27 protein-coding genes and 1 pseudogene are annotated in these 26,235 nt (G+C 68.3%); 15 read left to right on the forward strand and 13 right to left on the reverse strand.

Annotated elements, in window-relative coordinates; translation table 11 throughout:
- Window positions 1–8 precede the first annotated feature (8 nt).
- Window positions 9–1,025 carry a hypothetical protein gene (locus Q0Q47_RS03610; protein ID WP_293854510.1) on the reverse strand — a complete coding sequence of 339 codons (1,017 nt, stop codon included), beginning with the start codon at window positions 1,023–1,025 and terminating at the stop codon, window positions 9–11.
- 275 nt (window positions 1,026–1,300) lie between these two features.
- Here Q0Q47_RS03610 and dnaK point away from each other — a divergent pair, with 275 nt between their 5' ends.
- The 11 genes and pseudogenes from dnaK (at window position 1,301) to Q0Q47_RS03665 (ending at window position 11,174) form a co-directional block, all read left to right on the forward strand.
- On the forward strand, window positions 1,301–3,211 hold the full coding sequence (gene dnaK, locus Q0Q47_RS03615; protein ID WP_293854512.1) for a molecular chaperone DnaK: 1,911 nt from the start codon (window positions 1,301–1,303) through the stop codon (window positions 3,209–3,211).
- 56 nt (window positions 3,212–3,267) lie between these two features.
- Window positions 3,268–3,558 carry a nucleotidyltransferase family protein gene (locus tag Q0Q47_RS03620; RefSeq protein WP_293854515.1) on the forward strand — a complete coding sequence of 97 codons (291 nt, stop codon included), beginning with the start codon at window positions 3,268–3,270 and terminating at the stop codon, window positions 3,556–3,558.
- Window positions 3,555–3,932 carry a HepT-like ribonuclease domain-containing protein gene (locus Q0Q47_RS03625; protein WP_293854518.1) on the forward strand — a complete coding sequence of 126 codons (378 nt, stop codon included), beginning with the start codon at window positions 3,555–3,557 and terminating at the stop codon, window positions 3,930–3,932. Before Q0Q47_RS03620 ends, Q0Q47_RS03625 begins: the two co-directional genes overlap by 4 nt.
- Before the next feature lie 11 nt (window positions 3,933–3,943).
- Window positions 3,944–5,083, forward strand: coding sequence for a molecular chaperone DnaJ (gene dnaJ / locus Q0Q47_RS03630; protein ID WP_293854521.1), 1,140 nt, complete (start codon window positions 3,944–3,946; stop codon window positions 5,081–5,083).
- A 166-nt stretch (window positions 5,084–5,249) separates the two neighbouring features.
- Window positions 5,250–5,816: pseudogene (locus tag Q0Q47_RS03635) on the forward strand (class I SAM-dependent methyltransferase); the annotation flags it as partial.
- 408 nt (window positions 5,817–6,224) lie between these two features.
- Window positions 6,225–6,920, forward strand: a complete 696-nt coding sequence (gene pyrF, locus Q0Q47_RS03640) for an orotidine-5'-phosphate decarboxylase (RefSeq protein WP_293854524.1) — start codon at window positions 6,225–6,227, stop codon at window positions 6,918–6,920.
- 103 nt (window positions 6,921–7,023) lie between these two features.
- Window positions 7,024–8,931, forward strand: coding sequence for a methyl-accepting chemotaxis protein (locus Q0Q47_RS03645; RefSeq protein WP_293854527.1), 1,908 nt, complete (start codon window positions 7,024–7,026; stop codon window positions 8,929–8,931).
- A 77-nt stretch (window positions 8,932–9,008) separates the two neighbouring features.
- Window positions 9,009–9,311: a DUF1330 domain-containing protein gene (locus Q0Q47_RS03650; protein WP_293854530.1), complete on the forward strand. Its 303-nt coding sequence runs from the start codon at window positions 9,009–9,011 to the stop codon at window positions 9,309–9,311.
- Window positions 9,308–9,619, forward strand: a complete 312-nt coding sequence (locus tag Q0Q47_RS03655; protein ID WP_293854532.1) for a DUF1330 domain-containing protein — start codon at window positions 9,308–9,310, stop codon at window positions 9,617–9,619. Before Q0Q47_RS03650 ends, Q0Q47_RS03655 begins: the two co-directional genes overlap by 4 nt.
- Window positions 9,620–9,713: 94 nt before the next feature.
- On the forward strand, window positions 9,714–10,520 hold the full coding sequence (dapB, locus tag Q0Q47_RS03660; protein ID WP_293854783.1) for a 4-hydroxy-tetrahydrodipicolinate reductase: 807 nt from the start codon (window positions 9,714–9,716) through the stop codon (window positions 10,518–10,520).
- A gap of 33 nt (window positions 10,521–10,553) precedes the next feature.
- Complete coding sequence (locus Q0Q47_RS03665; protein ID WP_293854535.1) at window positions 10,554–11,174, forward strand: 2,3-bisphosphoglycerate-dependent phosphoglycerate mutase; 621 nt, start codon at window positions 10,554–10,556, stop codon at window positions 11,172–11,174.
- A gap of 3 nt (window positions 11,175–11,177) precedes the next feature.
- Here the strand turns inward: Q0Q47_RS03665 and Q0Q47_RS03670 are convergent, their stop codons facing one another.
- Window positions 11,178–11,813, reverse strand: a complete 636-nt coding sequence (locus Q0Q47_RS03670) for a trimeric intracellular cation channel family protein (RefSeq protein ID WP_293854537.1) — start codon at window positions 11,811–11,813, stop codon at window positions 11,178–11,180.
- Window positions 11,814–12,013: 200 nt separating this feature from the next.
- Between Q0Q47_RS03670 and Q0Q47_RS03675 the strand changes: the two genes are divergently transcribed.
- The gene (locus Q0Q47_RS03675) at window positions 12,014–12,898 is read left to right on the forward strand and encodes a tetratricopeptide repeat protein (RefSeq protein ID WP_293854540.1); all 885 of its coding nucleotides are present in this window, start codon (window positions 12,014–12,016) and stop codon (window positions 12,896–12,898) included.
- Window positions 12,899–12,934: 36 nt separating this feature from the next.
- Here the strand turns inward: Q0Q47_RS03675 and Q0Q47_RS03680 are convergent, their stop codons facing one another.
- The 10 genes from Q0Q47_RS03680 to Q0Q47_RS03725 form a co-directional block, all read right to left on the reverse strand.
- A complete protein-coding gene (locus tag Q0Q47_RS03680; protein WP_293854542.1) occupies window positions 12,935–13,165 on the reverse strand; it encodes a hypothetical protein in 231 nt (76 codons plus the stop codon).
- A 150-nt stretch (window positions 13,166–13,315) separates the two neighbouring features.
- Window positions 13,316–14,257 (reverse strand): type II secretion system F family protein, encoded by a 942-nt coding sequence (locus Q0Q47_RS03685; RefSeq protein WP_293854786.1) that lies wholly within the window; start codon window positions 14,255–14,257, stop codon window positions 13,316–13,318.
- Between the two features lie 52 nt (window positions 14,258–14,309).
- Window positions 14,310–15,293, reverse strand: coding sequence for a type II secretion system F family protein (locus Q0Q47_RS03690; RefSeq protein WP_293854545.1), 984 nt, complete (start codon window positions 15,291–15,293; stop codon window positions 14,310–14,312).
- A 36-nt stretch (window positions 15,294–15,329) separates the two neighbouring features.
- A complete protein-coding gene (locus Q0Q47_RS03695; protein ID WP_293854547.1) occupies window positions 15,330–16,808 on the reverse strand; it encodes a CpaF family protein in 1,479 nt (492 codons plus the stop codon).
- Window positions 16,809–16,955: 147 nt separating this feature from the next.
- On the reverse strand, window positions 16,956–18,215 hold the full coding sequence (locus Q0Q47_RS03700; RefSeq protein WP_293854788.1) for a CtpF protein: 1,260 nt from the start codon (window positions 18,213–18,215) through the stop codon (window positions 16,956–16,958).
- Window positions 18,216–18,217: 2 nt separating this feature from the next.
- Window positions 18,218–18,985 carry a CpaD family pilus assembly protein gene (locus Q0Q47_RS03705; protein ID WP_293854550.1) on the reverse strand — a complete coding sequence of 256 codons (768 nt, stop codon included), beginning with the start codon at window positions 18,983–18,985 and terminating at the stop codon, window positions 18,218–18,220.
- Window positions 18,986–19,005: 20 nt separating this feature from the next.
- Complete coding sequence (locus tag Q0Q47_RS03710; protein ID WP_293854553.1) at window positions 19,006–20,478, reverse strand: type II and III secretion system protein family protein; 1,473 nt, start codon at window positions 20,476–20,478, stop codon at window positions 19,006–19,008.
- A 32-nt stretch (window positions 20,479–20,510) separates the two neighbouring features.
- Window positions 20,511–21,296, reverse strand: a complete 786-nt coding sequence (cpaB, locus tag Q0Q47_RS03715; protein WP_293854555.1) for a Flp pilus assembly protein CpaB — start codon at window positions 21,294–21,296, stop codon at window positions 20,511–20,513.
- Between the two features lie 138 nt (window positions 21,297–21,434).
- On the reverse strand, window positions 21,435–21,941 hold the full coding sequence (locus Q0Q47_RS03720; RefSeq protein WP_293854557.1) for a prepilin peptidase: 507 nt from the start codon (window positions 21,939–21,941) through the stop codon (window positions 21,435–21,437).
- A gap of 20 nt (window positions 21,942–21,961) precedes the next feature.
- Window positions 21,962–22,135 carry a Flp family type IVb pilin gene (locus Q0Q47_RS03725; RefSeq protein WP_293854560.1) on the reverse strand — a complete coding sequence of 58 codons (174 nt, stop codon included), beginning with the start codon at window positions 22,133–22,135 and terminating at the stop codon, window positions 21,962–21,964.
- Between the two features lie 274 nt (window positions 22,136–22,409).
- Between Q0Q47_RS03725 and Q0Q47_RS03730 the strand changes: the two genes are divergently transcribed.
- The 3 genes from Q0Q47_RS03730 (at window position 22,410) to Q0Q47_RS03740 (ending at window position 24,350) form a co-directional block, all read left to right on the forward strand.
- Window positions 22,410–22,877 carry a pilus assembly protein N-terminal domain-containing protein gene (locus Q0Q47_RS03730; RefSeq protein ID WP_293854563.1) on the forward strand — a complete coding sequence of 156 codons (468 nt, stop codon included), beginning with the start codon at window positions 22,410–22,412 and terminating at the stop codon, window positions 22,875–22,877.
- A 254-nt stretch (window positions 22,878–23,131) separates the two neighbouring features.
- Window positions 23,132–23,704 (forward strand): TadE/TadG family type IV pilus assembly protein, encoded by a 573-nt coding sequence (locus Q0Q47_RS03735; protein ID WP_293854565.1) that lies wholly within the window; start codon window positions 23,132–23,134, stop codon window positions 23,702–23,704.
- Window positions 23,705–23,714: 10 nt separating this feature from the next.
- A complete protein-coding gene (locus Q0Q47_RS03740; RefSeq protein WP_293854568.1) occupies window positions 23,715–24,350 on the forward strand; it encodes a TadE/TadG family type IV pilus assembly protein in 636 nt (211 codons plus the stop codon).
- A gap of 253 nt (window positions 24,351–24,603) precedes the next feature.
- Here the strand turns inward: Q0Q47_RS03740 and Q0Q47_RS03745 are convergent, their stop codons facing one another.
- Window positions 24,604–26,103, reverse strand: coding sequence for a phosphomannomutase/phosphoglucomutase (locus Q0Q47_RS03745; protein WP_293854571.1), 1,500 nt, complete (start codon window positions 26,101–26,103; stop codon window positions 24,604–24,606).
- Window positions 26,104–26,235 lie beyond the last annotated feature (132 nt).

Genomic DNA, 26,235 nt, shown 5'->3' on the forward strand with positions numbered 1-26,235 from the left:
CCGGGATCTCACCGGAAGATGTCGAAGAACGATTTCGGCTTCGGCGGGGGCGGTGCGGGGGCGGCGGCGACGGGCGGCGGCGGGGCCGCACCGGCTGCCTGGTCCGGCTGCGCGGCCGGCGGGCGGGGACGCGCCGGCTTGGGTGCGGGAGGTGGGCCGCCCAGTGCGACGACCCGGGCCGCGAGCTCCGATGCGCGCAGCTCGGTGAACCGGGCGGCGCAGAAACCGTGCACCGACTCGCGCGAATAGTCCCGGCAGACCGTCTCGCGCTCCGAGGTGAAGCCCGCCTGCTCGGCGGCGACCGACTTGACCTCGTTCTTGCCCTGGGTGCGCGCCAGAAGAGCCCGGAAGTTCTCCTGGACGGCCTTGTCGGCGCGCGCCCGGTCGCTCTCGATGGCACGGGCCTGGCTCTCCAGGGTTCCTGGCGAGGGGCCCCACAGGCCGCGGACGTCGATCTTGCAGTCGCCTTCCGGGAACGGGCAGGCCGCGGCCGGCCCCGAAACGAGGACCGCGCCGTCGAGAAGGTCGAGGTCCATCCCGCAGGCCGGGATCGCCACGCGGTAGCGCGGAACGCCCTCGGGCTTGCCGGCCGGGGTGAGCTCGAGCGGCTTGCCCGCGCCGAGGTCGATGCCGCAGGCCTCGCCGGGCCTGGAGATCTTGTCTCCGACGGCGATCAGCGTGACCTGGAGGTTGGTCTTGTCCCGCCGGTCGATGATCAGGCGGCCCTTGGTGCCGTTGAAGGCCAGGGTCTTGCCGATAACGGACGTCTCGGCCGCGACCTTGGGGGGCGCCGCCGGGGGCCTGGGTTTCGGGGGCTGTTGCGGGACCCCGGGCACCCCGCCGCCCGGGACCTGGCCGGGAGCCGGGACGGGTGCCCCGCCCGGAACCGAGGCCGGCGGCACGGGGGGCTGCGACCCGGGCAGCAGGAGCTGCGCCGTGGCGGAGGAAACCTGCAGGAACGGCGTGACCGCGAGGAGGAGGACGAGCCGGGCCGCGTGGGCGGGAATCAGGGAGCGAGACGACATGGTCCCAACCTTTATCAAGCCGAGTGCAATCCTGCGATAGTGAAGCCTGCGCGCGAACATCCGCCGTCCATCACGTCCCGGTCAGATTGGCGAAGCTTTGCTGTCGGCGCGCCTTGCACGCTAATAGGCCCCTCCTTATATACCGCCGGAACGCGGGAAACCGCGAATTCTGAGGGGACCGACCGCCCCGAAAGCCGTCGTCAGACGGCCAGGAGGGCGGCCACGGCCGGAGCGCCTACGGGGCCCGGTGGTCTCGCCGCGAAAGGGGATAGAACATGGCAAAAGTCATTGGAATCGACCTCGGTACGACCAACTCGTGCGTGGCCATCATGGAAGGCACGTCACCGAAGGTCATCGAGAATGCGGAAGGCGCACGGACGACACCGTCCATCGTCGCCTTCACGGACGAAGGCGAGCGCCTCGTCGGCCAGCCGGCCAAGCGCCAGGCGGTGACGAATCCGGAGCGCACCTTCTTCGCGATCAAGCGTCTCATCGGGCGCACCTACGACGATCCGATGACGCAGAAGGACAAGGGTCTCGTTCCCTACAAGATCTCGCGGGCCGGCAACGGCGACGCGTGGGTCGAGTCGGACGGCAAGCCCTATTCTCCGTCCCAGATTTCCGCCTTCATCCTGCAGAAGATGAAGGAGACGGCCGAGGCCTTCGTCGGCACCGGCATCACGCAGGCGGTCATCACCGTCCCGGCCTACTTCAACGACGCTCAGCGCCAGGCCACCAAGGATGCCGGCAAGATCGCCGGCCTCGAGGTGCTGCGCATCATCAACGAGCCGACGGCGGCTGCGCTCGCCTACGGCCTCGACAAGAAGAAGACGGGCACCGTGGCGGTCTACGACCTCGGCGGCGGCACCTTCGACGTGTCGATCCTCGAGATCGGCGACGGCGTGTTCGAGGTGAAGTCGACGAACGGCGACACGTTCCTCGGTGGTGAAGACTTCGACATGCGTCTCGTCGAATACCTGGCGGAGGAGTTCCGCAAGGAAAACGGCATCGACCTGAAGAAGGACAAGCTCGCCCTGCAGCGCCTCAAGGAGGCGGCCGAGAAGGCGAAGATCGAGCTGTCGTCCGCGCAGCAGACCGAGATCAACCTGCCCTACATCACGGCGGATGCCTCCGGTCCGAAGCACCTGACGCTGAAGCTCACCCGCGCCAAGTTCGAGGCGCTGGTGGACGATCTCGTGCAGAAGACCATCGAGCCCTGCCGCAAGGCGCTCAAGGACGCCGGCCTGACGGCGGCCGAGATCGACGAGGTCATCCTCGTCGGCGGCCAGACCCGCATGCCGAAGGTCCAGGACGTCGTGAAGCAGTTCTTCGGCAAGGAGCCCCACAAGGGCGTCAACCCGGACGAAGTGGTCGCCATCGGCGCCGCCGTCCAGGCGGGCGTGCTGCAGGGTGACGTGAAGGACGTGCTGCTGCTCGACGTGACCCCGCTGTCGCTGGGCATCGAGACGCTGGGCGGTGTGTTCACGCGCCTGATCGACCGCAACACGACCATCCCGACGAAGAAGAGCCAGGTCTTCTCGACCGCCGAGGACAACCAGACCGCCGTGACGATCCGGGTGTTCCAGGGCGAACGCGAGATGGCCGCAGACAACAAGCTGCTCGGCCAGTTCGACCTCGTCGGCCTGCCGCCGGCGCCGCGCGGCGTGCCGCAGGTGGAAGTCACCTTCGACATCGACGCCAACGGCATCGTCAACGTGTCCGCCAAGGACAAGGCGACGGGCAAGGAGCAGGTGATCCGCATCCAGGCGTCGGGCGGCCTCAGCGAGTCCGACATCGACAAGATGGTGAAGGACGCCGAGGCGCATGCCGCGGACGACAAGAAGAGGCGCGAGTTGGTGGAGGCCCGCAACCAGGGCGAAAGCATGATCCACCAGACCGAGAAGTCCCTGTCCGAGCTCGGCGACAAGGCCGGCGCGGCGGACAAGTCGGCGGTCGAGTCGGCCGTGACGGCGCTCCGGGCGTCGCTCGCCACCGAGGACGTCGAGGACATCAAGGCCAAGACGAACGACCTCGTCCAGCTCTCGATGAAGCTCGGCCAGGCCATGTACGAAGCCTCCCAGGGCGCCGCCGGCGGTGACGCCGGTGCTCAGGGCGGCGAAAAGGACGACGTCATCGACGCGGACTTCCGCGAGGTCGGCGACGACGACAAGAAGAAGCGGGCGTAAAACGGCCACGGCCGGCCGGAGTGATCCGGCCGGCCGTTCTCTGCAGGGGGTGGGGCTTGAAACCCTCGGTCGCGTTGAATGAAAAGCGCGAAGCCATCCGGGAAGCGTTCACGCGCTACCGGGTCCAGAACCCTCGTGTCTTCGGGTCCGTGGCGCGCGGGCAGGACACCGAGGCCAGCGACCTCGATCTCCTGGTCGATCCACTGCCTGGACTGTCCCTGTTCGATCTCGGCGGCCTGCAGATCGAATTGGAACGTCTTCTGGGCTGTGAGGTCGACGTCGTTCTGGCCGATGGATTGCATCGCCGCATTCGGACGCGGGTGCTTTCCGAGGCTCAGCCCCTATGACGGACCGTGATCCCGGGGTTCCCATCGAATTGATGATGGACGCCGCACGCCACGCGATTTCGTTCGTCGAGGGGTATTCCGAAGAGCAGTTCCTCGAGAGCATGCGGACGCAGCACGCCGTTTCGATGTGCATCGTCGTCATCGGCGAAAATGCCCGGCGATTGCTGACGTCCCACCGCGCCCTGACGGAACTGCACCCGGACATCCCCTGGCTCGAGATGGCGCACATGCGTGATCGGATTGCACATGGCTATGAAAAGTTGCACATGCGCATCGTCTGGGAGACGGCCACGACGAACCTGAAGCCGCTGCTTGATATGCTGGAACCGATCCTGGCATCCCTGCCGGATCCCGACTCACCCGCGATCCCCTGAGCACAACGCCCATGGCCAAGGCCGACTACTACGAACTCCTGGGCGTGAGCCGCACCGCGACGGAAGCCGAGATGAAGTCGGCGTTCCGCAAGCTCGCCATGAAGCATCACCCGGACAAGAACCCGGGGGACAAGGCGGCCGAGGCCAAGTTCAAGGAGCTCAACGAGGCCTACCAGACGCTCTCCGACCCGCAGAAGCGCGCCGCCTACGACCGGTTCGGGCACGCCGCCTTCGAGAACGGCGGCATGGGCGGTGGGCCGGGCTTCGGCAACGATTTCGCCTCGTCGATGGCCGACATCTTCGAGGACCTGTTCGGCGAGATGTCGGGCCGCCGGGGCGGCGGACGCGGCACCAACGGCCGCGAGCGCGGCTCGGACCTGCGCTACAACCTCGAGATCACGCTCGAGGAGGCCTATGCCGGCAAGACCGCGACGCTGAAGGTGCCGACCTCCATCGCCTGCGAGGCCTGCTCCGGCTCGGGCGCCAAGCCAGGCTCCAAGCCCAAGACCTGCGCCACCTGCGCCGGCCACGGCCGCGTGCGCGCGAGCCAGGGCTTCTTCTCGATCGAGCGGACGTGCCCGACCTGCCACGGCCGCGGCGAAACCATCGACGACCCCTGCCGCAACTGCGGCGGCGCCGGCCGCGTCACGCGCGAGCGCACCCTCTCGGTCAACATCCCGGCGGGCGTCGAGGACGGCACGCGCATCCGGCTCGCGGGCGAAGGCGAGGCCGGCCTGCGCGGCGGGCCCTCGGGTGACCTGTACATCTTCCTGTCGATCAAGCCGCATCCGTTCCTGCAGCGCGACGGGGCGGACCTGTTCTGCCGCGTGCCCGTGAGCATGGTGACGGCCGCGCTCGGCGGCGACCTCACCGTGCCCGTGCTCGACGGCCAGGAATGCGCCGTGAAGGTCCCGGAGGGGACGCAGACCGGCAAGCAGATCCGGATCCGCGGCCGCGGCATGCCCGTCCTTCGGGCGCGCGAGCATGGCGACCTCTACATCCAGATCGTGGTGGAGACCCCGCAGCAGCTGAGCACGCGCCAGCGCGAGCTTCTGCGCGAGTTCGAGCGCGAGAGCTCGAAGGACACGCAGCCCGAAAGTGCCGGCTTCTTCACGAAGGTGCGGGACTTCTTCGCCGGCGGCAACGAGTAGCCCGAGGCATCGGGAGTGGCCGTCGCGCCACGGGACGGTTGACCTCGCGGCCTCCCGTCCCCACCTTGATCGCCTGTGCTGATGGACAGGAGGCGTCGTGTCGTCCCGTCGTACACCGTCGTCGTCCCCTCGTTCCGGACCCCCGCCGCGTCACCGCAAGGACGGGGTGAACTTCGGCGAGCGCCTCCAGGACGAGGCGCGGTTCCTGCGCAGCTGGCTCGACAATCCTCGCGCCGCCGGCGCCATCGCGCCCTCCGGACCTGCCTTGGCCAAGGCCATGGCCACCGCCATCGACCTCGACCGCGACGGTCCGGTGGTCGAGCTGGGGCCGGGGACGGGCCCCGTCACGGAAGCGCTCGTCGCGTATGGCGTGGACGAATCCCGGCTCGTCCTGGTGGAGTTCGATCCCGATTTCGTGGCGTTGCTGCGCGAGCGCTTCCCCCGGGCGACCGTCATCCGCGGCGATGCCTACGCGCTGCGCACGACGCTGGCGGGGGAGCTCGCCCGGCCGGCCGCAGCCGTCGTCTCCAGTCTTCCCCTGCTGAATCGGCCCGAGGACGAGCGGGTGCGCCTGCTGGCGGACGCCCTGGCCCTCATGCAGCCGGGGGCGCCCTTCGTCCAGTTCACCTATGGGCTGCTGTCGCCCGTGCCTCGCGAGGCCGGCGGCTTCACGGCGGAGCTGTCGGCGCCCGTGTGGCGCAACATTCCGCCGGCGCGCGTGTGGACCTACCGGGCCGACGGCAGCGGCCGCGTTCCGGCCTTGCCGGCCTGGCGTGGGGACCTGATCGACCGGGTTCGCGAGGAATGGCGCGAAGCGGCGGCCCGGGTGCGCAACGAGTGGACGGAACGCACGGACAAGGTCCGCGACGACCTGCGCCGCACGGGCGACCGGGTTCGGCGCGATCTCGCCGAGCACAGCCTGCGCATGCGGCGCGAGGTGCGGCTCGACGAGACCTTGCGCGTGCTCCGGCGCATCGCCGAGCACATGGAGTCGAGCCCCGACATCCACATCGCGGCCGACCGCGATCTCCGGCGCAAGTCGACCGGGGATCCGGGCCGGCGTTCGGGCGAACGGCGCCTTTGACACGAACGGCCCTCGCGTGTTCCACAGCGGCGACCTCAACGCCGGAAGGACACGCTCATGCCCGCCATCGCTGCCCGCGACCGCATCATCGTCGCCCTGGACCTGCCGTCCGTCGGGGAGGCCGCCGCCATGGTGGAGCGGCTCGGCGACAGCGTGACCTTCTACAAGGTCGGGCTCGAGCTCGCCTATGCGGGCGGGATCGACTTCGCCAGGGACCTCGTCCGGTCCGGCAAGAAGGTCTTCCTCGACCTCAAGCTGCATGACATTCCCAACACCGTCGCCCGCGCCACGGAGCGCGTGGCCGACGTGGGCGCGACCTACCTGACGGTCCATGCCTTCCCCCACACGATGCGGGCGGCGCTGGAGGGCTCGGCGGGTTCCGGCCTCAAGGTTCTCGCCGTCACCGTGCTGACCTCCAACAACGATGCCGATCTCGCCGAGGCGGGCTATGCCGTCGGCGTGGCCGACCTCGTGCGCCGCCGCGCCCTGCAGGCCGCGGAGATCGGCGTGGGAGGCATCGTGCTGTCACCCGAGGAGGCGACCGCGATGCGGGCGCTCGTGGGAGGAGGGCTCGATCTGGTGACGCCCGGCATCCGGCCCGCCGGCAGCGACGTCGGCGATCAGAAGCGGGTGATGACGCCGCGCCGCGCCATCGAAGCGGGGGCCGATCGGCTCGTCATCGGCCGTCCGATCACGCAATCGCAGGATCCTAAAGCGACAGTAGAGAGCATCGTTCTTGATATACAGCAATGATGGGATGTCTTTGGTTGTAATCTAGCTCTTCAAGCTTTTATACGTTTCGTAACGGTTGTGGAGGCATCATAACCATCGATCATTTTCCGAAAAGAGCTTTGTCATGTCCAGCCTCAAGTCGCGCTTTATTGTTTTTTGCGTGCTGATGGCCGCTTTGGCGGGATCGGTCGCGGCTTTTGGCTTCCACAGTTCGGCGCGGCTCGGGTCGGCCATCGATCACATCGCCGATACTGCGGTGGCGATCCGGCAGCACACGATCGGCGACATGCTGCACGACTCCTTGCGCGGCGACGTTTACGCGGCGTTGCACCGCTCCTCCCTGGGAGACCCGGCGCAGGACACGGTGAAGGAGACGGCCGAGCACGCGGCCCAGTTCCTGGCCAGCATCGCCGGCGCCAAGAAGGTGGCCGGATCCGGCGCGGCGCAGGCGACCCTGGCCGCCCTCGACAAGCCGCTGCGGGAGTACATCGACCAGTCCGTCCGGATCGTGCGCCTGGCCTTCCTGGATCGCCTCGCCGCGCTGGCCGAGATGAACGAGTTCGATCGTCGCTTCGAGGCCCTCGCCAAGGCGATGGACGAGGCCGGCGACGTTCTGGAGAACGAGGCGCGAGAGGCTCAGGACGAGTCGACATCCTCCCGCCGCCTCGCCGACAGGCTGGCCGCGGCGGGCCTCGTCGTGTCCATTCTGGCCGCGTTCACGCTGTTCTTCCTCGTCAACAGGTCGGTCCTGGGGCCGCTGCGCGCGATCGCGGCGGCGATGCAGCGGCTGTCGGGCGGCGACACGACGATCGCCATCCCCTCCGTGGACCGGAAAGACGAGATCGGCATCATGGCCAATGCCATTGCCGTGTTCCGCTCTGCCATCGAGACCCGCGGCTTCGAACAGCAGACCCGCATGCGGCGCGAGATGGAGGCGGCGGAGGAACGCCGCCGCGTGATGGAACAGATGACCGAGAAGATCGGCCTGGTCATCGATGCCGCCAGCCGGGGCGACTTCTCCCACCGCATCGACCCGGACGGAATCGCGGAGAGCGACGTCAAGGAGATGTCCGGCCGCCTGAACCACCTGATGCAGACGATCGACGACGGGCTCAGCGAGACCCTCATGGTCCTGACCACCCTCACGAACGGCGACCTCACGGTGCGGGTGCTGGGCACGTATCGCGGGGCCTTCGACGCCCTGAAGTCGGGGACCAACAGTCTCGGCGACAAGCTCGCCGACGCGCTGAGCCGCCTCGCCACGTCGGCGATGGCGGTCCGCGCGGCAACCGGCGAGATCGCGCACGGCATTCACGACCTCTCCGAGCGCACGGCGGACCAGGCGCACACGGTGGAAGGGACCTGCAAGGCCCTGACCGAGTTCACGACCGGGATCCGTGACAACGCGGTGCGCGCCGGTCAGGCGGCCGAGGTGGTGAAGGCCGCCGAAGTCCAGGCGCGGCAAGGCGGGGAGGTGCTGGACTCCGCCCGGGCCGCCATGCATCGCATCAGCGCATCCTCCGCCCGGATCTCTGACATCGTCGACCTGATCGACGGCATCGCGTTCCAGACCAACCTGCTGGCGCTCAATGCCGCCGTCGAGGCGGCCAGGGCGGGGGAGGTCGGCCGCGGCTTCGCGGTCGTCGCCTCCGAGGTTCGCACGCTGGCGCAGCGCGCCGCCGAGGCCTCGCAGGAGATCAAGCAGCTCATCGACAAGGCCCAGAGCGAGATCACGAACGGCGTGTCCCTGGTGGAGGAGACGTCCCAGCAGCTGGGGGCCATCTTCACCGCGGTGTCGGACGTGACGACCATCGTCACGACCATCGCGGCCGCGTCCACCGAGCAGGCCGCGAGCGTCGAAGGGCTCAACGACACCGTCGCCCGGCTGGGCGACGTCGCCCACCAGAACGCGACCCTGGTCGAGGAGACCCACGCCGCCATTCGCTCGACGGAGGAGGAAACGGGTCGCCTGGAGGCGCTGGCCGGCCAGTTCGTCCTCGCGACCCCCGCGCGCTTCCGATCCGCGGCCTGATCGCGGATCTCGCCCGGTCGGTTGACCCGCCCCGGCCGATGAGGTTGTCTCCCGCCGTGCAGCAGGGGAGGACGACCATGCCCAAGGCCTACATCATCGCCAGGGTCACCGTGAACGATCCGGACAGCTACGCCGAATACGCCAAGGGCGCGTTCCAGGCGATGCGCAAGTACGGCGCCCGCATCCTGGCCCGCGGCGGCAAGGCGGAGGCGCTGGAGGGCGAGGCGCGGGCGCGCAACGTCATTCTCGAATTCGAGAGCTACGAGCAGGCCAAGGTCTATTTCAACTCGCCCGAATACCAGGCGGCGAAGAAGCACCGCGCCGGCGGGGCCGTGGGCGAGTTCGTGGTCGTCGAGGCCTTCGAGGGAGAACAGCCGTGAGCAAGCCGAAGGGATACTGGATCGCCCGCGTCGACGTGTCCGATCCGCAGGCCTACGACAAGTATCGCGAGGCGAATGCCGCGCCGTTCGCCGAGTTCGGTGCGCGGTTCCTCGTGCGCGGCGGTCGCTACGAGGTGGCGGAAGGCTCGGCCCGCGCCCGCAACGTCGTGATCGAGTTCAAGGACTACGAGACGGCGGTCGCCTGCTATCACTCGTCGGGCTACCAGGCCGCCAAGGCCAAGCGTGTCGACGCGTCCGTCGGCGACCTGCTGATCATCGAGGGCTACGACGGTCCGCAGCCGGCCTGACGCCGCGCCTGGGCCGAAAGTCCGGCCGCGGGTGCTTCCGTTGGCCGGATCGGCGGAGTATATCCGGCTGACAAGGAGATCGCCGATGACCGAGATGCGCCTGGTCGTTGTGGGTGCCGCCGGACGCATGGGGCGGATGCTCATCAAGACCATCCACGAGACCCCCGGTGCGACACTCGCAGGTGCGATCGAGCAGGAAGGCTCCATCGCGCTCGGCCAGGATGCCGGTCTCCTCGCCGGCATCGGCGAAACGCGGGTCAAGATCGTCGACGATCCGCTTCCCGTCTTCGCGAAGGCCCATGGCGTGCTGGACTTCACCGCGCCCGCGGCCACCGTGGCGTTCGCGGCGCTGGCCGCCCAGGCGCGCATCGTCCACGTGGTCGGCACGACGGGCATGGAGGACGAGCACCTCGCCAAGCTCGAGGCGGCGGCCCGTCATGCGGTGATCGTCCGCTCGGGCAACATGAGCCTGGGCGTCAACCTCCTGGCCTCGCTGGTGCGCCGGGCCGCCAAGGCGCTCGGGACGGACTTCGACGTCGAGGTCGTCGAGATGCACCACCGCATGAAGGTCGACGCTCCCTCCGGCACGGCGCTGATGCTCGGCCAGGCGGCGGCCGAGGGCCGCGGCATCGACCTCAAGGCCAACTCGGAACGAGGCCGCGACGGGATCACGGGCGCCCGCAAACCCGGTGCTATCGGCTTCGCCGCCCTGCGGGGCGGAACCGTCGTCGGCGACCACAGCGTCGTCTTCGCCGGGCCGCACGAGCGCATCGTGTTCCAGCACGTCGCTGAGGATCGCGGCCTGTTCGCCCGGGGCGCGGTGTCGGCGGCCCTGTGGGCCCGCGGACGCAAGCCCGGCCTCTATTCGATGGACGACGTGCTCGGCCTGTCCGAAGCCTGATCGTCCCTTCCCGCCACCGACCGGAGTCACCCGATGGACCGCCTTCTCGTGCTCGTGCGCCACGGCCAGAGCGACTGGAACCTCAAGAACCTGTTCACCGGCTGGAAGGATCCGGACCTGACCGAGAAGGGCATCGCCGAAGCCAAGGCGGCCGGCCAGCGCCTCAAGGCTCTCGGCCTCGGCTTCGACGTCGCCTTCACCTCGGCCCTCACCCGGGCCCAGCACACCTGCAGCCTGCTGCTCGGCGAACTCGGCCAGTCCGACCTGCAGACCATCCGCGAGCAGGCCCTGAACGAGCGCGACTACGGCGACCTTTCCGGCCTGAACAAGGACGACGCCCGCGCCCGCTGGGGCGAGGAGCAGGTGCATGTCTGGCGCCGGTCCTACGACGTGCCGCCGCCCGGCGGCGAGAGCCTGAAGGACACGGTCGCCCGCGTGCTCCCCTATTACTGCCAGGAGATCCTGCCGCGGGTGCTGCGCGGCGAGCGCGTGGTGGTCGCCGCCCACGGCAATTCGCTGCGCGCGCTGGTGATGGTCCTCGACCGGCTGACGCCGGACACGATCCCGACCATGGAACTCGAGACGGGCGTGCCGCTCGTCTACAAGCTCAACGCGGATTCGACCGTGTCGTCCAAGCAGGTGCTGTCGGCCTGAGGCTCACTCCGTCCGCGGCTTGAACGGCGGCAGCGACCAGTCGCGCAGGATGGCCAGCGCGCGCAGGCCAAAGCCCGTCGCGAAGCCGATCAGGCCCGACAGGGACGGTCCGAGCCCGGCGAGGAGCGCCAGCGCGAATGCGGTGGCGCCGGCCGCCGCGGCCGTGACGTAGATCTCCCGGTGCAGCACCATCGGCGGCTCGTCGGCCAGGATGTCGCGGATGATGCCCCCGAAGCTGGCGGTCAGCGTGCCGAGCACGATGGCGGTCACCGGATGGGCGTTGAACCAGAACGCCTTCTGCGTGCCGGTGACGGCAAAGATCGCCAGTCCGAGTGCGTCGGCCCACAGCAGCAGCCGGCGCGGCCGCAGTGCCGCCATGAGCCCCACGACACGCATGCCGGCCGCATAGGTGAGGAGACCGACGGTCGTGCAGACGATGACGTCGGTGGGATCAACGATCCAGAAGACCGGCTGGCCCAGGAGCACGTCGCGGATGCTGCCGCCGCCAATGCCGGTCACGGTGGCCAGAAGGGCGAAGCCGAACGGATCCATGCCCTTGCGGGCCGCCACCAGCGCTCCCGTGAGTGCGAAGACGCCGACCCCGAACGAGCCGATCAGATTCGCCCAAGTCCCCCCCATGCGTCGCCTCCCGCCGATTCGACGGCCGAGTGTGCCGGCTTTGCGGGTCCGTGTCGCGGGCCGGCGGGCGCATCTGGCCCGGATCGGGACGGGCCTTAACGGAGCGTTAGGGTTAACCGTTCATTGATGGGACGAAGCCACACGCAAGACGGGAGCGACCGATGATCGCCGCAACGCCCCATAGCACTCCCAGGCACCCCATGCTCCGCCGCATCGCGCTCCTGTGCGCGGTGGCCCTCATCGGGCTGTCGGCGGGCGGTTGCCTGCGCAAGGGGGGCGAGGACGTCACCGGTTCGATCAACAAGGCCTCGCTCGGAAACAACCCCGACGCGTGGCGGGCGGCCGCCGATGAATGGGGCCGCCGCTATGACGAAAAGCCTGGCGAAAAGACGGTCTCTCTCAACTACGCGCGGGCCCTGCGCATGCTCGACCAGCGCCAGCAGGCCGTGGCCGTGCTGGAGGCCGCGGCCATCAAGTCGCCGAAGGACACGGAGATCCTCGCCGCCTACGGTAAGGCGCTCGTGGAGGTCGGGAACTTCAAGCAGGCCCAGGAAGTGCTGTCGCGCGCCCACACGCCGGAGCGTCCGGACTGGCGCATCCTGTCCGCACAGGGGGCCGTCGCCGACCAGCTCGGCGACCATGCCGGCGCCCAGCAGCTCTACAACGCGGCCCTGAAGATCCAGCCGAACGACCCGGGCGTGATGTCCAATCTCGGCCTGTCCTACGCGCTGGCCCGCCAGCTTCCCCAGGCCGAGGCCACGCTGCGCCGCGCCAACGAGCAGCCCGGCGCGGACAGCCGCGTGCGGCAGAACCTCGCGCTGGTCCTGGGCCTGCAGGGCAAGTTCGGGGAGGCCGAATCCATCGCGCGGCGAGACCTGCCGCCGGTCGAGGCCGCCCAGTCGATCGCCGCCGTGCGCCAGATGGTGGGGCAGTCGGACACGTGGTCGAAGATCCGCGCCGCCGACGCCCGTGCGACGTCGACCCGCGACAAGACCCCGGCCCGTGCCACCGCGTCCCGCAACACGGGGCGTCCCGTGGCCCAGGCGGCCCAGCCGGTCGAGACGGAAGAGCCCGCGGGCAACTGAGCACCCGCCCGTCGAGGCGCCGTCAGGCGCCTCCGGTCAGCCGCGCAGCGGGCGAAGTTCCGTGATCGGAGCCGCCCGCCCCAGCGTGCGCGCGGCGATGATCGGCACCAGGCCGAACGCCACGGCGCCGACGACGCTGCCGAGCAGAATTCCGAGATCCCCCCCGACGACCGACGCCATGGTCTTTTCGATGGCCACGATCAGGATGGGCGTGCCGACGAGCGTGGCGGCCAGGCCCTGCCATTCGGCGGATGTGAGAGACGACATGATTTCCTCCGCGATGTGAGCGCGCCGCGCCGTTGATCGGCGGTGGCGGCAGCGGGGGAAACTGCAAGGATCAAGGTGCCGCGCGTCATTCGCGAGGACAAGCGGTCGTGGTGTCCGGAAGAATGCGGATGCGGGCCCGGCGTAGCCGGGTCAGTTCCACTCGAAGACCTGGATGACCGCCGGCACGATGATGACGATCAGCAGCACCGGCAGGAAGAACAGGATCATCGGCACCGTGAGCTTCGGCGGCAGGGCCGCGGCCTTCTTCTCGGCCGCGTTCATGCGTTCGTCACGGCCCTCCTGGGCCAGCACGCGCAGGGCGTGGCCGAGCGGCGTACCGTAGCGTTCTGCCTGCATGAGGGCCGTGGTGACGCTCTTCACCGTCTCAAGTCCCGTGCGCAAGGCGAAGTTCTCGTAGGCCTGGCGGCGTTCCTGCAGGAAGCTCAGTTCGGCCGTCACGAGGGACAGTTCCTCGGCGAGCGGGATCGACTGGGTGCCGATCTCCTGGGCCACGCGGCGGAAGGCCTGCTCGATCGACATGCCGGATTCGACGCAGATCAGCAGCAGGTCGAGCGCGTCGGGAAAGGCGAGCCGCATGGACTGCTGGCGCTTGCCGATCTGGTTGCGCAGGAAGATTTCGGGCGCCTTGATGCCGATGAAGGCGCCGGCCAGGGCCACGCCGCCGCGGACCACGGTCGGCAGGGTCGTCTCCCAGAAGAAGAAGGCCCAGATCGCCGCCGCCGTGAAGGTGATGATCGGCATGATGAGCCGGAAGAACAGGAAGCCGATCTCGGCCTGCGGGCCGCGATAGCCCGCCATCATCAGCTGCGACCGCGCGTCGTCCGTGCCCAGCCATTTGCCGAGCTGAAACTGATCGACGATCTGCTTCATGTAGGCCTTGGGCTGCTGGCGCAGCGAGGGCCTGGTTTCCTGTCCCTGGCGGTTGAGGCGCTCGCGCTCGCGGGCCCTGATCTGGTCGCGTTCGAGCGCGACGGCGCGCATGCGCTTGTTCAGCTGGTCGCCCGAGAGCAGGGGCGCCGCGACGGCCAGCACGGTGACGGCGGCCGCCACGGCGGCCAGCATCATCGCCATGAACTGCGGATCGGTGAGCTTGAGAGCGATCGTGGTGAACACCGGGCGGCCCTCAGATGTCGAAGTTGATCATCTTGCGCATCACCAGCGTGCCCAGGATCATCATGCCCGCCGCGATGCCGAGCCAGATCTTGCCGTGGAGGGTTGTCCACAGGAGCTCGATGTATTTCGGGCTGGTGCCGTAGACGAGCACGCCCACGACGATCGGCAGGGAGCCGATGATCGCGGCGGAGGCCTTGGCCTCCATGCTCATCGCCGAGATCTTGCCCTTCATGCGCTTGCGGTCGCGGATCACCTTGGACAGGTTGCCGAGCACCTCGGAGAGGTTGCCGCCCGACTTCTGCTGGATGTTGATCACGATGGCGAAGAAGTTCGCCTCGGGCACCGGCACGCGCTCGTAGAGCTTCATGATGGCCTCGCCGATCGGGACACCGATCGTCGTGGCCTCCATCACCGTCCTGAACTCGCTGCGCAGCGGCTCGACCGCTTCCGACGCGATCATGCGCAGGCAGTCGTTCAGGGGAAGGCCGCTGCGGATGCCGCGGACGATGACGTCCATGGCGTTCGGCAGTTCGTTGAGAAACTTGGCGATGCGCTTCTTGCGCAGGTAGCTGAGCATGAAGCGCGGCAGGCCCAGCGTGCCGACGAAGAGCCCGAGGCCGCCCACCATGGGATTGCCCGTGCCCACGAAGGCCAGGACGCCGGTGACCAGGCCCATGACGGCGCTGATCACGAAGAACTTGCGCTTGTCCCAGTCGAGACCGGCCTGGCTGATCCGCTTTTCCAGCGTCAGCTTGCTGATCTCGCGCTGCCGCGTCTCGAGTTCCTTGAGGCTCGTGGCGATCTTGTCGCGCCGGTTGGCCTGGCTGGTCGCGGCCTGGCGGGCGGCCGAGTTGCGCGGGTTCGACCCGATGAGGGCCTTCTGGCGCTGTTCGCCGCGCGCTCCGCTCGACAGCAGGGGATAGGCGAGGGCATAGGCCACTCCGCCCACGGCGAGGGCCGCCAAGGCGCCGATGGCGAGCTGGCTCATCTCCATCGCGACACTCCGTGTCCGCGAACCGGTCGCGCGGGATCAGCCTGTCCGGGCTTCATCGGCCACCTCCATCGCGTCCAGCGCCGCCGCCAGGCGCCGCTCCTCGTTGTAGTAGCGCGCGCGCTCCCACATCTTCGGCCGGCCGATGCCCGTGGACTGGTGCTTGCCGATCAGGCGGCCGTTCGCGTCCTCTCCCGTGATCCGGTAGACCACGAGATCCTGGGTGATGATGGTGTCGCCTTCCATCCCGATCACCTCGGTGATGTGCGTGATGCGGCGCGAGCCGTCGCGCAGGCGGGCGGCCTGCACGATCACGTCCACCGACGACACGATCATCTCGCGGATGGTCTTGGAGGGCAGCGAGTAGCCGCCCATGGTGATCATGGATTCGATACGGCTCAGGGCCTCGCGCGGCGAGTTGGCGTGCAGCGTGCCCATCGATCCGTCGTGACCCGTGTTCATCGCCTGCAGCAGGTCGAAGGCCTCGGGTCCGCGCACCTCGCCCACGATGATCCGCTCGGGACGCATGCGCAGGCAGTTCTTGACGAGGTCGCGCATGGTGATCGCGCCCTGACCCTCGAGGTTGGGCGGGCGCGTTTCCAGGCGCACGGTGTGCGGCTGCTGCAGCTGCAGTTCGGCCGCGTCCTCGCAGGTGATGATGCGCTCGTCGTCCTCGATGTAGCGGGTCAGGCAGTTGAGCAGCGTCGTCTTGCCCGAGCCCGTGCCGCCGGACACGACGATGTTGCAGCGCACCCGCCCCGCGATCTTCAGGATGTCCGCGCCCTCGGGCGAGATCGAGCTGAACTTGACGAGCTGCTCGAGCGTCAGCTTGTCCTTCTTGAACTTACGAATGGTGAGCGCGGCGCCATCGATGGCCAGCGGCGGGGCAATGACGTTGACGCGGGATCCGTCGGGCAGGCGGGCGTCGCAGATCGGCGAGGCCTCGTCGACGCGGCGACCCACCTGGCTGACGATGCGCTGGCAGATGTTCATCAGCTGCGCGCTGTCGCGGAAGCGGATGTTGGTGAGCTGGATCTTGCCGCTGACTTCGATGTAGGTCCGCGACGGACCGTTGACCATGATGTCGGCGATGTCGTCGCGGGCGAGCAGCGGCTCCAGCGGCCCGTAGCCCAGGACGTCGTTGCAGATGTCGTCGAGCAGCTCTTCCTGCTCGGAGATCGACATCACGAGGTTCTTGAGCGCGATGATCTCGTTGACGATGTCGCGGATTTCCTCGCGCGCCGCCTCGCTGTCGAGCTTGGAAAGCTGCGACAGGTCGATGGCCTCGATCAGCGCACCGAAGATCGTGCTCTTGGTCTGGTAGTAGTCCTCGGACTTGGCGCGAGGCGCGGCCGGTGCCTTCGGAGCCGCCGCGGCGGCCATGGCGGCGGATGGCGACGTGATGGAGGGCAGCGGCGCCGGATCGGGGGCGCGCTGCGGCGTCGGCGCGGCCACGGGGGCCGGAGCCGGGGCGCCGGAGGCGGGCGTCGTGCCGAACTGTGAACGCTTCCCGAACATGGATCGTCCGCACTCTGAACCAGGTCGATTACCGGTTCGTTAGAGCAAGCCGCGTCTCGACCCGAACGCCGCCGTCTCTCGTTTCATGGGTGGGCGCATGATCCGCACGGCGCCGGCGTCCGGCGCTGCACGGCATGCCCCCGGGCATCAGGCACGCTTGCGGGCGAAACGGTCGAGAAGGGGCGCGAGCAGCGAGCCGCGCGACTTCTTGAGCTCCGTCCGGCCCGCCAGCATGCGGGCGAGGTCGAGGAAGGCTTCGTTGATCTTCCCGTTGGGCTGCACCTCGGCGATCATCTGCCCGTTGTTGGCCGCCGTTCCGAACAGCGCGGGGTCGAACGGGATGACGGCGTCGGGCTGGCAGTCGATGGCCTTGGCGAAGTCCTGGACCGAGATTTCCGGGCGCTTGGGCACCCCCGCCATGTTGATCACCAGCCGGGGCCTGCGATCGTTCGGGCGCGAGGCGCGCAGCACGTCCATCATGCTCTTGGCGTTGCGCAGGTTGGCCAGGTCCGGCGCGGCGACGAGCACGATGTCGTCGGCTCCGATCAGCATGCGCCGCGACCAGGCCGTCCAGACGTGGGGGACGTCGAGCACGATGCACGGCGTCGAGGCCCGCAGGATGTCGATGACGGCGTCGAAGCTCGTCTCCTGGAAATCGTAGAGCCGGTCCAGCGTCGCGGGTGCCGCGAGCAGGCTCAGCGTCTCCGAGCACTTCGAAAGGAGCCGGTCGAGGAAGTTGCTGTCCAGGCGGTCCGGCGAGAACACGGCCTCGGCGATGCCCTGCGGCGGGTCCTGGTTGAAGTCGAGGCCGGCCGTCCCGAAGCCGAGGTCCATGTCGGCGATGACGGTGGAGATGTTGAGCGTGCGGGCGATGCCCCAGGCGACGTTGTGGGCGACGGTGGAGGCCCCCACGCCGCCCTTCAGCCCGGTCACCGCGACCGTCCGGCCGACGGGCTCGGCGCCCGGCGCGTTGTAGAGCTCGGAGATCGCGCCGATGAAGCGCAGCGTGTCCATGGGCGTGATGAGATAGTCGCTCACGCCGCGGCGGATCAGCTCGCGGTAGAGCCCGATGTCGTTCATGTGGCCGATGATGACCACCTTGGTACCGGAGTCGCACGACTCGGCGAGCTGCTCGAGCGCGCCCACGAGCTGCGGACCGTCGCCGGCCGCGAACTCGAGCACGATCACGTTGGGCGTGGGCGCGGACTTGTAGAGCTCGACGGCGGCGCTCGCCCCGCCCATCTGCACCTTCAGGTGCGCCTTGTTCATCCGCCGGTCCGCGGAAGCCGCCTCGATCACGGAAGCGACGTCAGGGGTCTCGCAGAAGGCCTGGATGGCGATCCGCGGCACCGGGCCGATATGGGGGGCTGCTCCGCTCACGCGATCACCCGGAGCGTCGGCTTCCATCGTCATTGTCCACCACTCCCGCCGCTGCCCGAGGCCGACGACTGCACCGATGCGGAGCCCGTCTTCCACTGGGTCGACGGATCCTGGCCCTTGCGGATGTCGTCGAACACCTTCATCCGGCGCAGGACGTCCGGCCGATCGACCGCGCGCGGCCGCTGCAGGTCCAGCGGGTCCTCGATCTGGGCGGCGATCGCCGTCTGGTAGGCGCAGCCGGAGTTCGGATGCGGCTTGTTCTGCCAGTTCTCGTAGCGGATGTTCAGGCCCGCCAGATCCTGGGTGAAGTCGCCGCACTCGCCGAGCACCTTGGCCTGCAGCTTGACGAAGCTCAGCCGGACCGGCGAGGCGATGGGCTCCTCGACCGCGACGTCGTAGGGCACGACGTGCAGCATGCGTCCGGAGATGCCGTAGGCGATCAGCGTGGCGCGGACCGCCGAAGCGCCGCGATGGTCGCCGCGGCCGCCGGTGCGGGGCACCAGCACCGTCATGGCGCCGCGGCCGTTGGCCTGGTAGTCGGCCAGGAACTGCCGCAGGTCGCGGGCCTGCCGCGGATCGAGCCCGCCGGCATTGCGGCCGACGAACAGGTCCAGCGTGGTGGTGTCGTTGGCCAGCGCGATGGGATGACGCAGGCGATAGTCGTTGGGGTACACGGTGCCTGTCACGAGGCCGTCCGACTGGCAGCCGGCGAGGCCGAGGGCCAGGGCCGCCAGGGCGAGGGCGCCGGTCGTGCGCGACAGGCGCGTCCTCGAACCAGTCGGATGTGTCGGGTGCATGGTCGTCCCTTCCACGGCGTTCAGTCGATCACGAAGCCGGCGCGGCCCTTGTAGGACTTGGCCGGGGCGGCGCCATTGGCGCCATAGAGGCGGTTGAGCTGGCCGATGAGGAGCGACTGCGGGTCGCTGGCGTCGGCGTAGCCGTCGTCGGGCCGCGGCAGCGCCGCCTGAGGCGAAGCCTTGGCGATGTAGGGGGTCACCATGATCAGGAGTTCCGTCTCCTGGCGCTGGTAGTCGCGGGAGCGGAAGAGCGCGCCGAGGATGGGCAGGTTCATCAGGCCGGGGAGGCCGTTGATCACCTGGCCGTTCGACTGCTGCATCAGGCCGGCCGACATCAGCGAGCCGCCCGAGGGGAGCTCGACGGTCGTCTCCATCTTGCGGGTCTTGAAGGCCGGGGCGTTCGATGCCTGGGCGCGCAGCGAGTTGTCGTAGTCGAGGTCGATGACCTCGGTGGAGACATGCAGGCTGATGCGGCCTTCCGACAGCACGATCGGGGTGAAGTTCAGCGCCACGCCGATCGGCCGGTAAGAGATCGACACCGTGCACTGGGTCTGGCCGAGCACGGTCGTCGTGCACGACTCACCGGCGGGCACCGGGATGTCGCCACCCGCGGTGAACTTGGCGCTCTCACCCGAAATCGCGGTGAGGGTGGGTTCGGCCAGCGTGCGCATGACGCCGGCGCGCTCGGCCGCCTTGAGGGTCAGGTTGGGCGTCGTCGGCGAGCCGAGGCTGCCGGTGATCGACGTCGCGGCGATGGCCTGGCGCTGCAGCGTGAGCGGCGTGTCGGTGGCCAGCGCCCCGGCGAGGTTGCCGATCTGCCACTGGCCGGACAGGTTCACGCCGAGCTGCTTGAGCACGACGCGCTGGATCTCGGCCACGGTCACCCGCAGCATCACCTGGTCCTTGCCCTTCACCGTCAGCGAGTTGATCACCTGGCCGGTGACCGCGGCGCCGCCGACGGCGCTCGTCGAGACGAAGCCCTTGGCGATGTCGAGGGCCTGGAGCGCGTCGCCGGCGGCGGCGACCTCGCCCGTCAGGACGATCGTGTCGCCCACCGGCACCACGTTGATCTGGCTCGAGGGAATGGCGGCCTTCAGCGTGCGGCGCAGGAGGTTCAGGTCGCGCCCGATGTTGATGTCGATGTTGGCGATCTGCCGGCCTTCGGCATCCATCACCATCACGTTGGTCTGGCCGTCGGCCTGGCCGATGATGAAGATCTTGCGGGTCGAGCGCACGATGGCGTTCGCCACCTTGGGGTTGGCGACGAAGACCTCCTTCGCGTCCCGCGGCAGGTCGACGATGATCGACTTGCCGATGCCCAGCTCCACGCGTCGGGCCTGGGCGGCGTCGGAGGCCGTGACCATGATGTTGGTCGGGATCGGCGTCTGCGCCGAGGCGCCGGCCACCGAGGCCAGGAGCAGGAGGGCGGCGAGGCGCGCGCGCTGTCCGGTGGTCCGGAGGAGCCTTGAGGCGAGGCGCTGTCCTTGAAGCATGATCATGGTTCCGTTGCCGGTCCGGGTCCGTTTCAGCGCTGGGAGGCGGTGCCGTACCGGACGACCGTGAGGTTCGTGTCGTCGGTGCTGGTGACCGCGGTGTCGGGCTTGCCGGCGTCCTGCAGGCTGCGCAGGGACAGCGAGAGCTGGCCCAGGCGCTGCGCGAGGATGACCGTCTCCACCTGGCGGGGATCGAGTTCCAGGGTCGCCGTTTCGCCGACGACGACCTTCTCGCCGTTGCGCTCCTGGATGTTCTGGCCGATCGCCAGGACGCGGACGTTGCGCAGCAGCGTCTCGCTGACCATCACGTCGTTGCCCTGTACCTTGGTGGCCGCCTCGTCGCGGTAGATGCGAATCACGTCGACGCGGTCGTTGGGCAGGATGAAGCCGCCGGCCGTGTTGGCGCCGCGGTTGTCGATGGTGATGGCGAGGGCGCGCGAGCCGGAGGGCAGGAGCGCGGACATCACGCCACCCTGCTCGGCCTTGACCAGCTTCTCCTTGCGCACGGGCTCGCCGGCGATCAGGGGCATGCGGGCGATCGTGCCGGTGTAGTCCTTCAGGGCGTTGCCCTGCTCGGCCTTGGTGACCATCCCGGCGGCGCCGTCCTGCGGCCAGGTCTGCCACTTGAGGTCCTTTTCGGTGACCGTCGCGCCGAGCGGGATCTCGTTCGCGGCGACCAGGACATCGGCCGTCTTGAGGGATTGCTGCTGGACGACCTGAACGGGCGCCGGCTGCTCAGGCGTGCCTGACGCCAGATAGGCGGCAATGCCACCTGCGGTGAGGGCTGCGCCGAGGACGAGAATACGGGCCGTGTTCATGACGCCTGTCCAAGCCGTTCAGGTTGCGGGTGCACCATCCGGAATACAGGCGGGAGGATCGTGGAGTTATGGTTAAATTTCCGTTGTCAATTCGCGCAACGAGAGAAACCAATCGGTAGGTACTCGCAATAAGTGTCGTCACCCGCCCGTCGCGAGCCGCCACAGGGGGCTGCTGGGGTAGATGGCGAGGCCCGCCGCCGCGAGCGCAATTCCATAGGGGATCCCGGTCTTGGGATGGTGCAGGTGCTCGAGCCAGCCCACGCCTGCGGCAAAGCGCGGCAGGGGCATGGCGCGGAACTGCAGGAGGCCGAGCGTCAGGACGCCACCGAAGATGGAGGCGGCGATTCCGTACTCCATCAGCGAATCCCACCCGAGCCACAGGGCGGTCGCGGCCGCCAGCTTGGCATCGCCGCCGCCGATCCACCCGGCCGCGAACATGCCGAAGGTGATGACGAGCACGAGCGCGCCCGAGCCCAGGTGCACGGCCATGGCGGTGAACGGCATCGCCAGGGCGAGCGCCACGGCGAAGAAGCCCGCCACGAGAATCAGCGAGACCTTGTTCGATATCGTCATGGAGACGAGGTCGCTGGAGGCCGCGTAGGCCATCAGCGCGGGGAACAGCAGCAGGATCAGGACTTCCGTCACGGTCGGCTCCGGCGCGCGGCTCAGTGGGCCGGGCGGGCCGTCACCGGCACGCTGGTGGTGGAGGCGGGCAGGGTGGTCTTCAGCGTGGCCAGGGCGCCGATCAGGCCCAGCGCGATCGTCGCGGCCACGAAGCCGTATTCGACCTTGCTGATCGCCGTCTTGTCCGTTGCGAAGCGGAAGAGAAGTGTCGCCATCGCCATGCTCCGGCCGGTGCTCCGGTGATCGACGTTCAACTGCGGCGATGCCGCCGTCCGAACCGTCGAGCGTGAAACTACGGAGCACCCGTTGCGGGGCCGTTAACCCGCAAATTGAGTCAAAAGCAAAAATGCAACCTCGAGGCATTGTATGAACAGCAACACCCGAGCTGTTGCCGGGTGGAGACCAAAGGGCTCGGAATCTTCAACTTAAGCGATTGTTCACCATTCCGCTTCAGCATGCCGGGAGATGTAATCGGGCAGGGTTCAACCGATGTTAGATTCGTGCGCCAAGCGGACGGGGTGGATCGCGGTGTGCGTCGCCGTGCTCGTCATGGCGGCAGCAGCCGAACCTGCATCCGCGCAGACGCCCGCCACCATCACGGTGCGGACCGATCACGCCCAGATCCTGAAGATGCCGCCGAAGACGACCACGATCGTGATCGGCAACCCGATGATCGCCGACGTCGCCGTGCAGAAGAACGGCTCGATGGTCGTGACCGGGAAAGCCTACGGCACGACCAACCTGATCGCCCAGGATTCCTCCGGCGCGGTGCTCGGCGAGTCGATCATCCAGGTCGAGGCGGCCACCGACGGCATCATCCTCGTGCAGCGGGGCCTGGAGCGGGAATCCTACTCCTGCACGCCGCGCTGCCAGCCGACCCTGAGCCTCGGCGACGTCCAGCGGCACTTCGAGAGCGTCTCCGGCCAGACGACCAGCCGCAACGGCCTGGCGAAGTAACGCTCCATCGGCCAGCCTCGACGCCGCAAGGCCTCGGGGAGGGGCCTCGCACGGCCGCGCGTTTTCAGTTAACGAAGTCCAAATCAGACGCCCGTTTATCCGTTTCGATTGCTCAGGTTGCATTAAGCCTGACAAGAGGTCCCTTCGACCGTTACTTGTCGAAAGAGGAAAACGAAAGATCTCCTGCCTCAGTGTGTGGCTTGATCAAGGGCGGCCTCGTGCCGTTCACGACCGCATGCTGCAGGAGAGATTGAATGACCTCCGACCGCAAGACGCATCCGGCGGGAGCGCGTCGAAACGGGTGGCGGCGCTGCCTGGGCGCCTTCAGGCGGGACGGCCGTGGCTCGACGGCCGTCGAATTCGCGATGCTCGCCTTGCCGTTCCTGAGCCTCGTCTTCGCGATCTTCGAGACCTCGATGGTCCACATGACCAGCCAGGTGCTCCAGACCGCGGTGACCGAAGCCAGCCGCAAGATCATGACGGGGCAGGCCCAGAAGGGCTCGTTCACGGCGCAGGACTTCAAGAACGAGGTCTGCAAGAACGTGAAGGCCTTTTTCAATTGCCCCAACGACCTCAAGGTCGACGTCCAGTCCTTCGCCAGCTTCGCGGCGGCCAGCGTTCCGCCGGCGCCGATCAAGAACGGCGGATTGGATTCCAGCGGCTTCGGCTACTCGCCCGGCGGTCCCAACCAGATCGTCGTCGTCCGTGCGGCGCTCGAATACAAGCTCGTCGTGCCCTCGATGATCAGCAACACGATGGCGAACCTCTCCGGGTCCAAGCTGCTCATCATGGCTTCGGCCGCCTTCAAGAACGAGCCCTACAACTGACGGTCCGCGTATGACACACCAGCCGAACACGCCGTCCCGTTTCAGCCTGCGCCGCTTCCGGCGCGGGGAGGAAGGCGTCGCCGCAGTCGAGTTCGCACTTCTGCTGCCCGTGATGCTGACGCTTTACATGGGCTCCATCGAGCTGACGCAGGCGCTGACGGCCGACCGCCGCATCGTGCTCCTCGCGCGCACCCTGGGCGACCTGACGACGCAGTCCTCGACGCTGACCGCCGCCGACATGACCGGCATCGTGGCGGCCGCGAGCTCGGTGATGGCGCCGATGTCGACGAGCCCGGCCAAGATCCGCATCACCAGCGTGGCGATCTCGTCGTCCGGCTCGGCCGATCCCAAGGTTCCGAACAAGGCCTCGGTGTGCTGGAGCTACCAGAACAACTGGACGGCCTACACGCGCGGGACGGTGCTCGACACCAGCCAGCTTCCCGAGGGACTTCGGACCGACACCGGCACGTCCGTGGTGATCGCCGAGGTGCAGTACCCCTACAAGCCCGTCATCGGCTACGTCTTCACCGGCTCGTTCAATCTGAGCGAGCGGCTCTACATGCGCCCGCGCCTGTCCACCTACGTCGCGCGCTCCGACCTCGCCAACAGCGGCATTCCCAACCCGACGACGGGTCCCTGCACCTGAAGGCGCGCTCGTTCGAGAGCAAACGGCCGTCCAGCCCGCATCAGCCGTTCAACCGTGGGGGCCGGGCGTAGCCCTCCCGCGCACGACTTCAGGTCGGCACCAGCAAACGCAGTGGCGCCGCGGGCCAGCCCGGGGAGGCGTGCCGGCGCGGGGCTCAAGGGAACCCTCTCGTCCCGGCCACCGCCCGGTCGCCCGAGGCCAGACGCCCCGGGGCGAGACCGGCGCATGACCGCGCCGGCCCCTCTCGGGTTGATCAGATCGACTGGTTGTAGGCGCCGACCTCGGTGTTCTCGCGCAGTACGCCGTCGACCGCCTTGAACATTTCGCGCATGCGGCCTTCCGAGACGGGGCTCTCGACGACGACGACGAGCTCGGGCTTGTTCGACGAGGCGCGAACGAGGCCCCAGGTCCCGTCGTCGGTCGTCACGCGGACGCCGTTCACGGTGACGATGTCGGTGATGGGCCGTCCGGCCACGTCCTGCCCGGCCGAGCGCATCTCGTTGAAGCGGCGCGTCACCCGTTCGATCACGTCGTACTTCACCTCGTCGGCGCAGTGCGGCGACATGGTCGGCGTGCCGAACGTGGTCGGCAGATCGCGGTAGAGATCGGCCATCGACTTGTCGGGGTTGCGGTCCAGCATGTCGAGGACCGCGATGGCGGTGACGAGGCCGTCGTCGTAGCCGCGTCCCACCGGGGTGTTGAAGAAGAAGTGGCCGGACTTCTCGAAGCCCGCCAGCGCCTTCAGGTCCTGAACCCGGCGCTTGATGTAGGAGTGGCCGGTCTTCCAGTAGTCCGTCTTGGCCCCGTTCTTCATGAGCACGGGATCGGCCGCGAAGAGGCCGGTCGACTTCACGTCGACGACGAACTGGGCGCCTGGATGGAGGGCGGACAGGTCGCGGGCCAGCATGACGCCGATCTTGTCGGCGAAGATCTCGTGCCCCTCCTCGTCCACCACGCCGCAGCGGTCCCCGTCGCCGTCGAAGCCGAGCGCCAGATCCGCCCCGTGCTCCTTCACGGCATGGGCCATGGCGTGGAGCATCTCCATGTCTTCCGGGTTCGGGTTGTAGCGGGGGAAGGTGTGGTCCAGCTCGCAGTCCATGGGGATGACGTCCACGCCGAGCCGACGCAGGATGTCCGGAGCGAAGGCTCCGGCGGTGCCGTTGCCGCACGCCGCGATGACCTTGAGCTTGCGCTTGATCGGCGCGCGCGTGGTCAGGTCGGCGATGTAGCGATCGGCGAAGTTCTCGACGAACCGATAGGCGCCGCCGTCCACCTGCTTGAAGGCGCCCGACAGCACGATCTCCTTCAGCCGGCCCATCTCCTGCGGTCCGAAGGTCACCGGGCGCTGCGCGCCCATCTTCACACCGGTCCAGCCGTTGTCGTTATGGGAGGCGGTCACCATCGCCACACAGGGCACGTCGAGCGCGAACTGGGCGAAGTAGGCCATGGGCGACAGGGCGAGCCCGATGTCGTGCACCGTGCAGCCGGCGGCCATCAGGCCGCTCGTGAGGGCGATCTTGATGGAGGCGGAATAGCCGCGGAAGTCGTGTCCGGTGACGACCTCCGGCTTGATGCCCATTTCGCGGATGAGCGTGCCGAGCCCCAGGCCGAGCGCCTGCACGCCCATCAGGTTCAGCTCCTTCTCGAAGAGCCAGCGTGCGTCGTATTCGCGGAAGCCCGTGGGCTTCACGAGCGGCTGGGTCTCGTAGGCGAAGGTGTTGGGAACGAGATTGGCAACAGGCTTTGGGAACATGGCTCGCCGTGTCTTGGAGTTGGATGGGTGAACCCTGCCAGCCTGGCAGGAGAGGTGCAACCGTGTAGCAGGCGGAAGTGAATCGCGTCGAAAGAAGTCTGCCCAATTGATTTGGGCGGGTTGCGCTAAATT

The sequence above is a fragment of the uncultured Alsobacter sp. genome (assembly GCF_945952055.1).
Taxonomy (GTDB): Bacteria; Pseudomonadota; Alphaproteobacteria; order Rhizobiales; family Beijerinckiaceae; genus Alsobacter.

Coding starts and splice junctions, on each gene's coding strand:
- dnaJ (WP_293854521.1), top strand. CDS start 3,944: ATGGCCAAGGCCGACTACTACGAACTCCTGGGCGTGAGCCGCACCGCG.
- Q0Q47_RS03735 (WP_293854565.1), top strand. CDS start 23,132: ATGACCTCCGACCGCAAGACGCATCCGGCGGGAGCGCGTCGAAACGGG.
- Q0Q47_RS03690 (WP_293854545.1), bottom strand. CDS start 15,293: ATGGAGATGAGCCAGCTCGCCATCGGCGCCTTGGCGGCCCTCGCCGTG.
- pyrF (WP_293854524.1), top strand. CDS start 6,225: ATGCCCGCCATCGCTGCCCGCGACCGCATCATCGTCGCCCTGGACCTG.
- Q0Q47_RS03680 (WP_293854542.1), bottom strand. CDS start 13,165: ATGTCGTCTCTCACATCCGCCGAATGGCAGGGCCTGGCCGCCACGCTC.
- Q0Q47_RS03670 (WP_293854537.1), bottom strand. CDS start 11,813: ATGGGGGGGACTTGGGCGAATCTGATCGGCTCGTTCGGGGTCGGCGTC.
- Q0Q47_RS03740 (WP_293854568.1), top strand. CDS start 23,715: ATGACACACCAGCCGAACACGCCGTCCCGTTTCAGCCTGCGCCGCTTC.
- Q0Q47_RS03675 (WP_293854540.1), top strand. CDS start 12,014: ATGCTCCGCCGCATCGCGCTCCTGTGCGCGGTGGCCCTCATCGGGCTG.
- dnaK (WP_293854512.1), top strand. CDS start 1,301: ATGGCAAAAGTCATTGGAATCGACCTCGGTACGACCAACTCGTGCGTG.
- Q0Q47_RS03710 (WP_293854553.1), bottom strand. CDS start 20,478: ATGCTTCAAGGACAGCGCCTCGCCTCAAGGCTCCTCCGGACCACCGGA.
- Q0Q47_RS03700 (WP_293854788.1), bottom strand. CDS start 18,215: ATGGAAGCCGACGCTCCGGGTGATCGCGTGAGCGGAGCAGCCCCCCAT.
- Q0Q47_RS03730 (WP_293854563.1), top strand. CDS start 22,410: ATGTTAGATTCGTGCGCCAAGCGGACGGGGTGGATCGCGGTGTGCGTC.
- cpaB (WP_293854555.1), bottom strand. CDS start 21,296: ATGAACACGGCCCGTATTCTCGTCCTCGGCGCAGCCCTCACCGCAGGT.
- Q0Q47_RS03695 (WP_293854547.1), bottom strand. CDS start 16,808: ATGTTCGGGAAGCGTTCACAGTTCGGCACGACGCCCGCCTCCGGCGCC.
- Q0Q47_RS03685 (WP_293854786.1), bottom strand. CDS start 14,257: ATGGCGATGATGCTGGCCGCCGTGGCGGCCGCCGTCACCGTGCTGGCC.
- Q0Q47_RS03650 (WP_293854530.1), top strand. CDS start 9,009: ATGCCCAAGGCCTACATCATCGCCAGGGTCACCGTGAACGATCCGGAC.
- Q0Q47_RS03610 (WP_293854510.1), bottom strand. CDS start 1,025: ATGTCGTCTCGCTCCCTGATTCCCGCCCACGCGGCCCGGCTCGTCCTC.
- Q0Q47_RS03705 (WP_293854550.1), bottom strand. CDS start 18,985: ATGCACCCGACACATCCGACTGGTTCGAGGACGCGCCTGTCGCGCACG.
- dapB (WP_293854783.1), top strand. CDS start 9,714: ATGCGCCTGGTCGTTGTGGGTGCCGCCGGACGCATGGGGCGGATGCTC.
- Q0Q47_RS03645 (WP_293854527.1), top strand. CDS start 7,024: ATGTCCAGCCTCAAGTCGCGCTTTATTGTTTTTTGCGTGCTGATGGCC.
- Q0Q47_RS03745 (WP_293854571.1), bottom strand. CDS start 26,103: ATGTTCCCAAAGCCTGTTGCCAATCTCGTTCCCAACACCTTCGCCTAC.
- Q0Q47_RS03625 (WP_293854518.1), top strand. CDS start 3,555: ATGACGGACCGTGATCCCGGGGTTCCCATCGAATTGATGATGGACGCC.
- Q0Q47_RS03725 (WP_293854560.1), bottom strand. CDS start 22,135: ATGGCGACACTTCTCTTCCGCTTCGCAACGGACAAGACGGCGATCAGC.
- Q0Q47_RS03665 (WP_293854535.1), top strand. CDS start 10,554: ATGGACCGCCTTCTCGTGCTCGTGCGCCACGGCCAGAGCGACTGGAAC.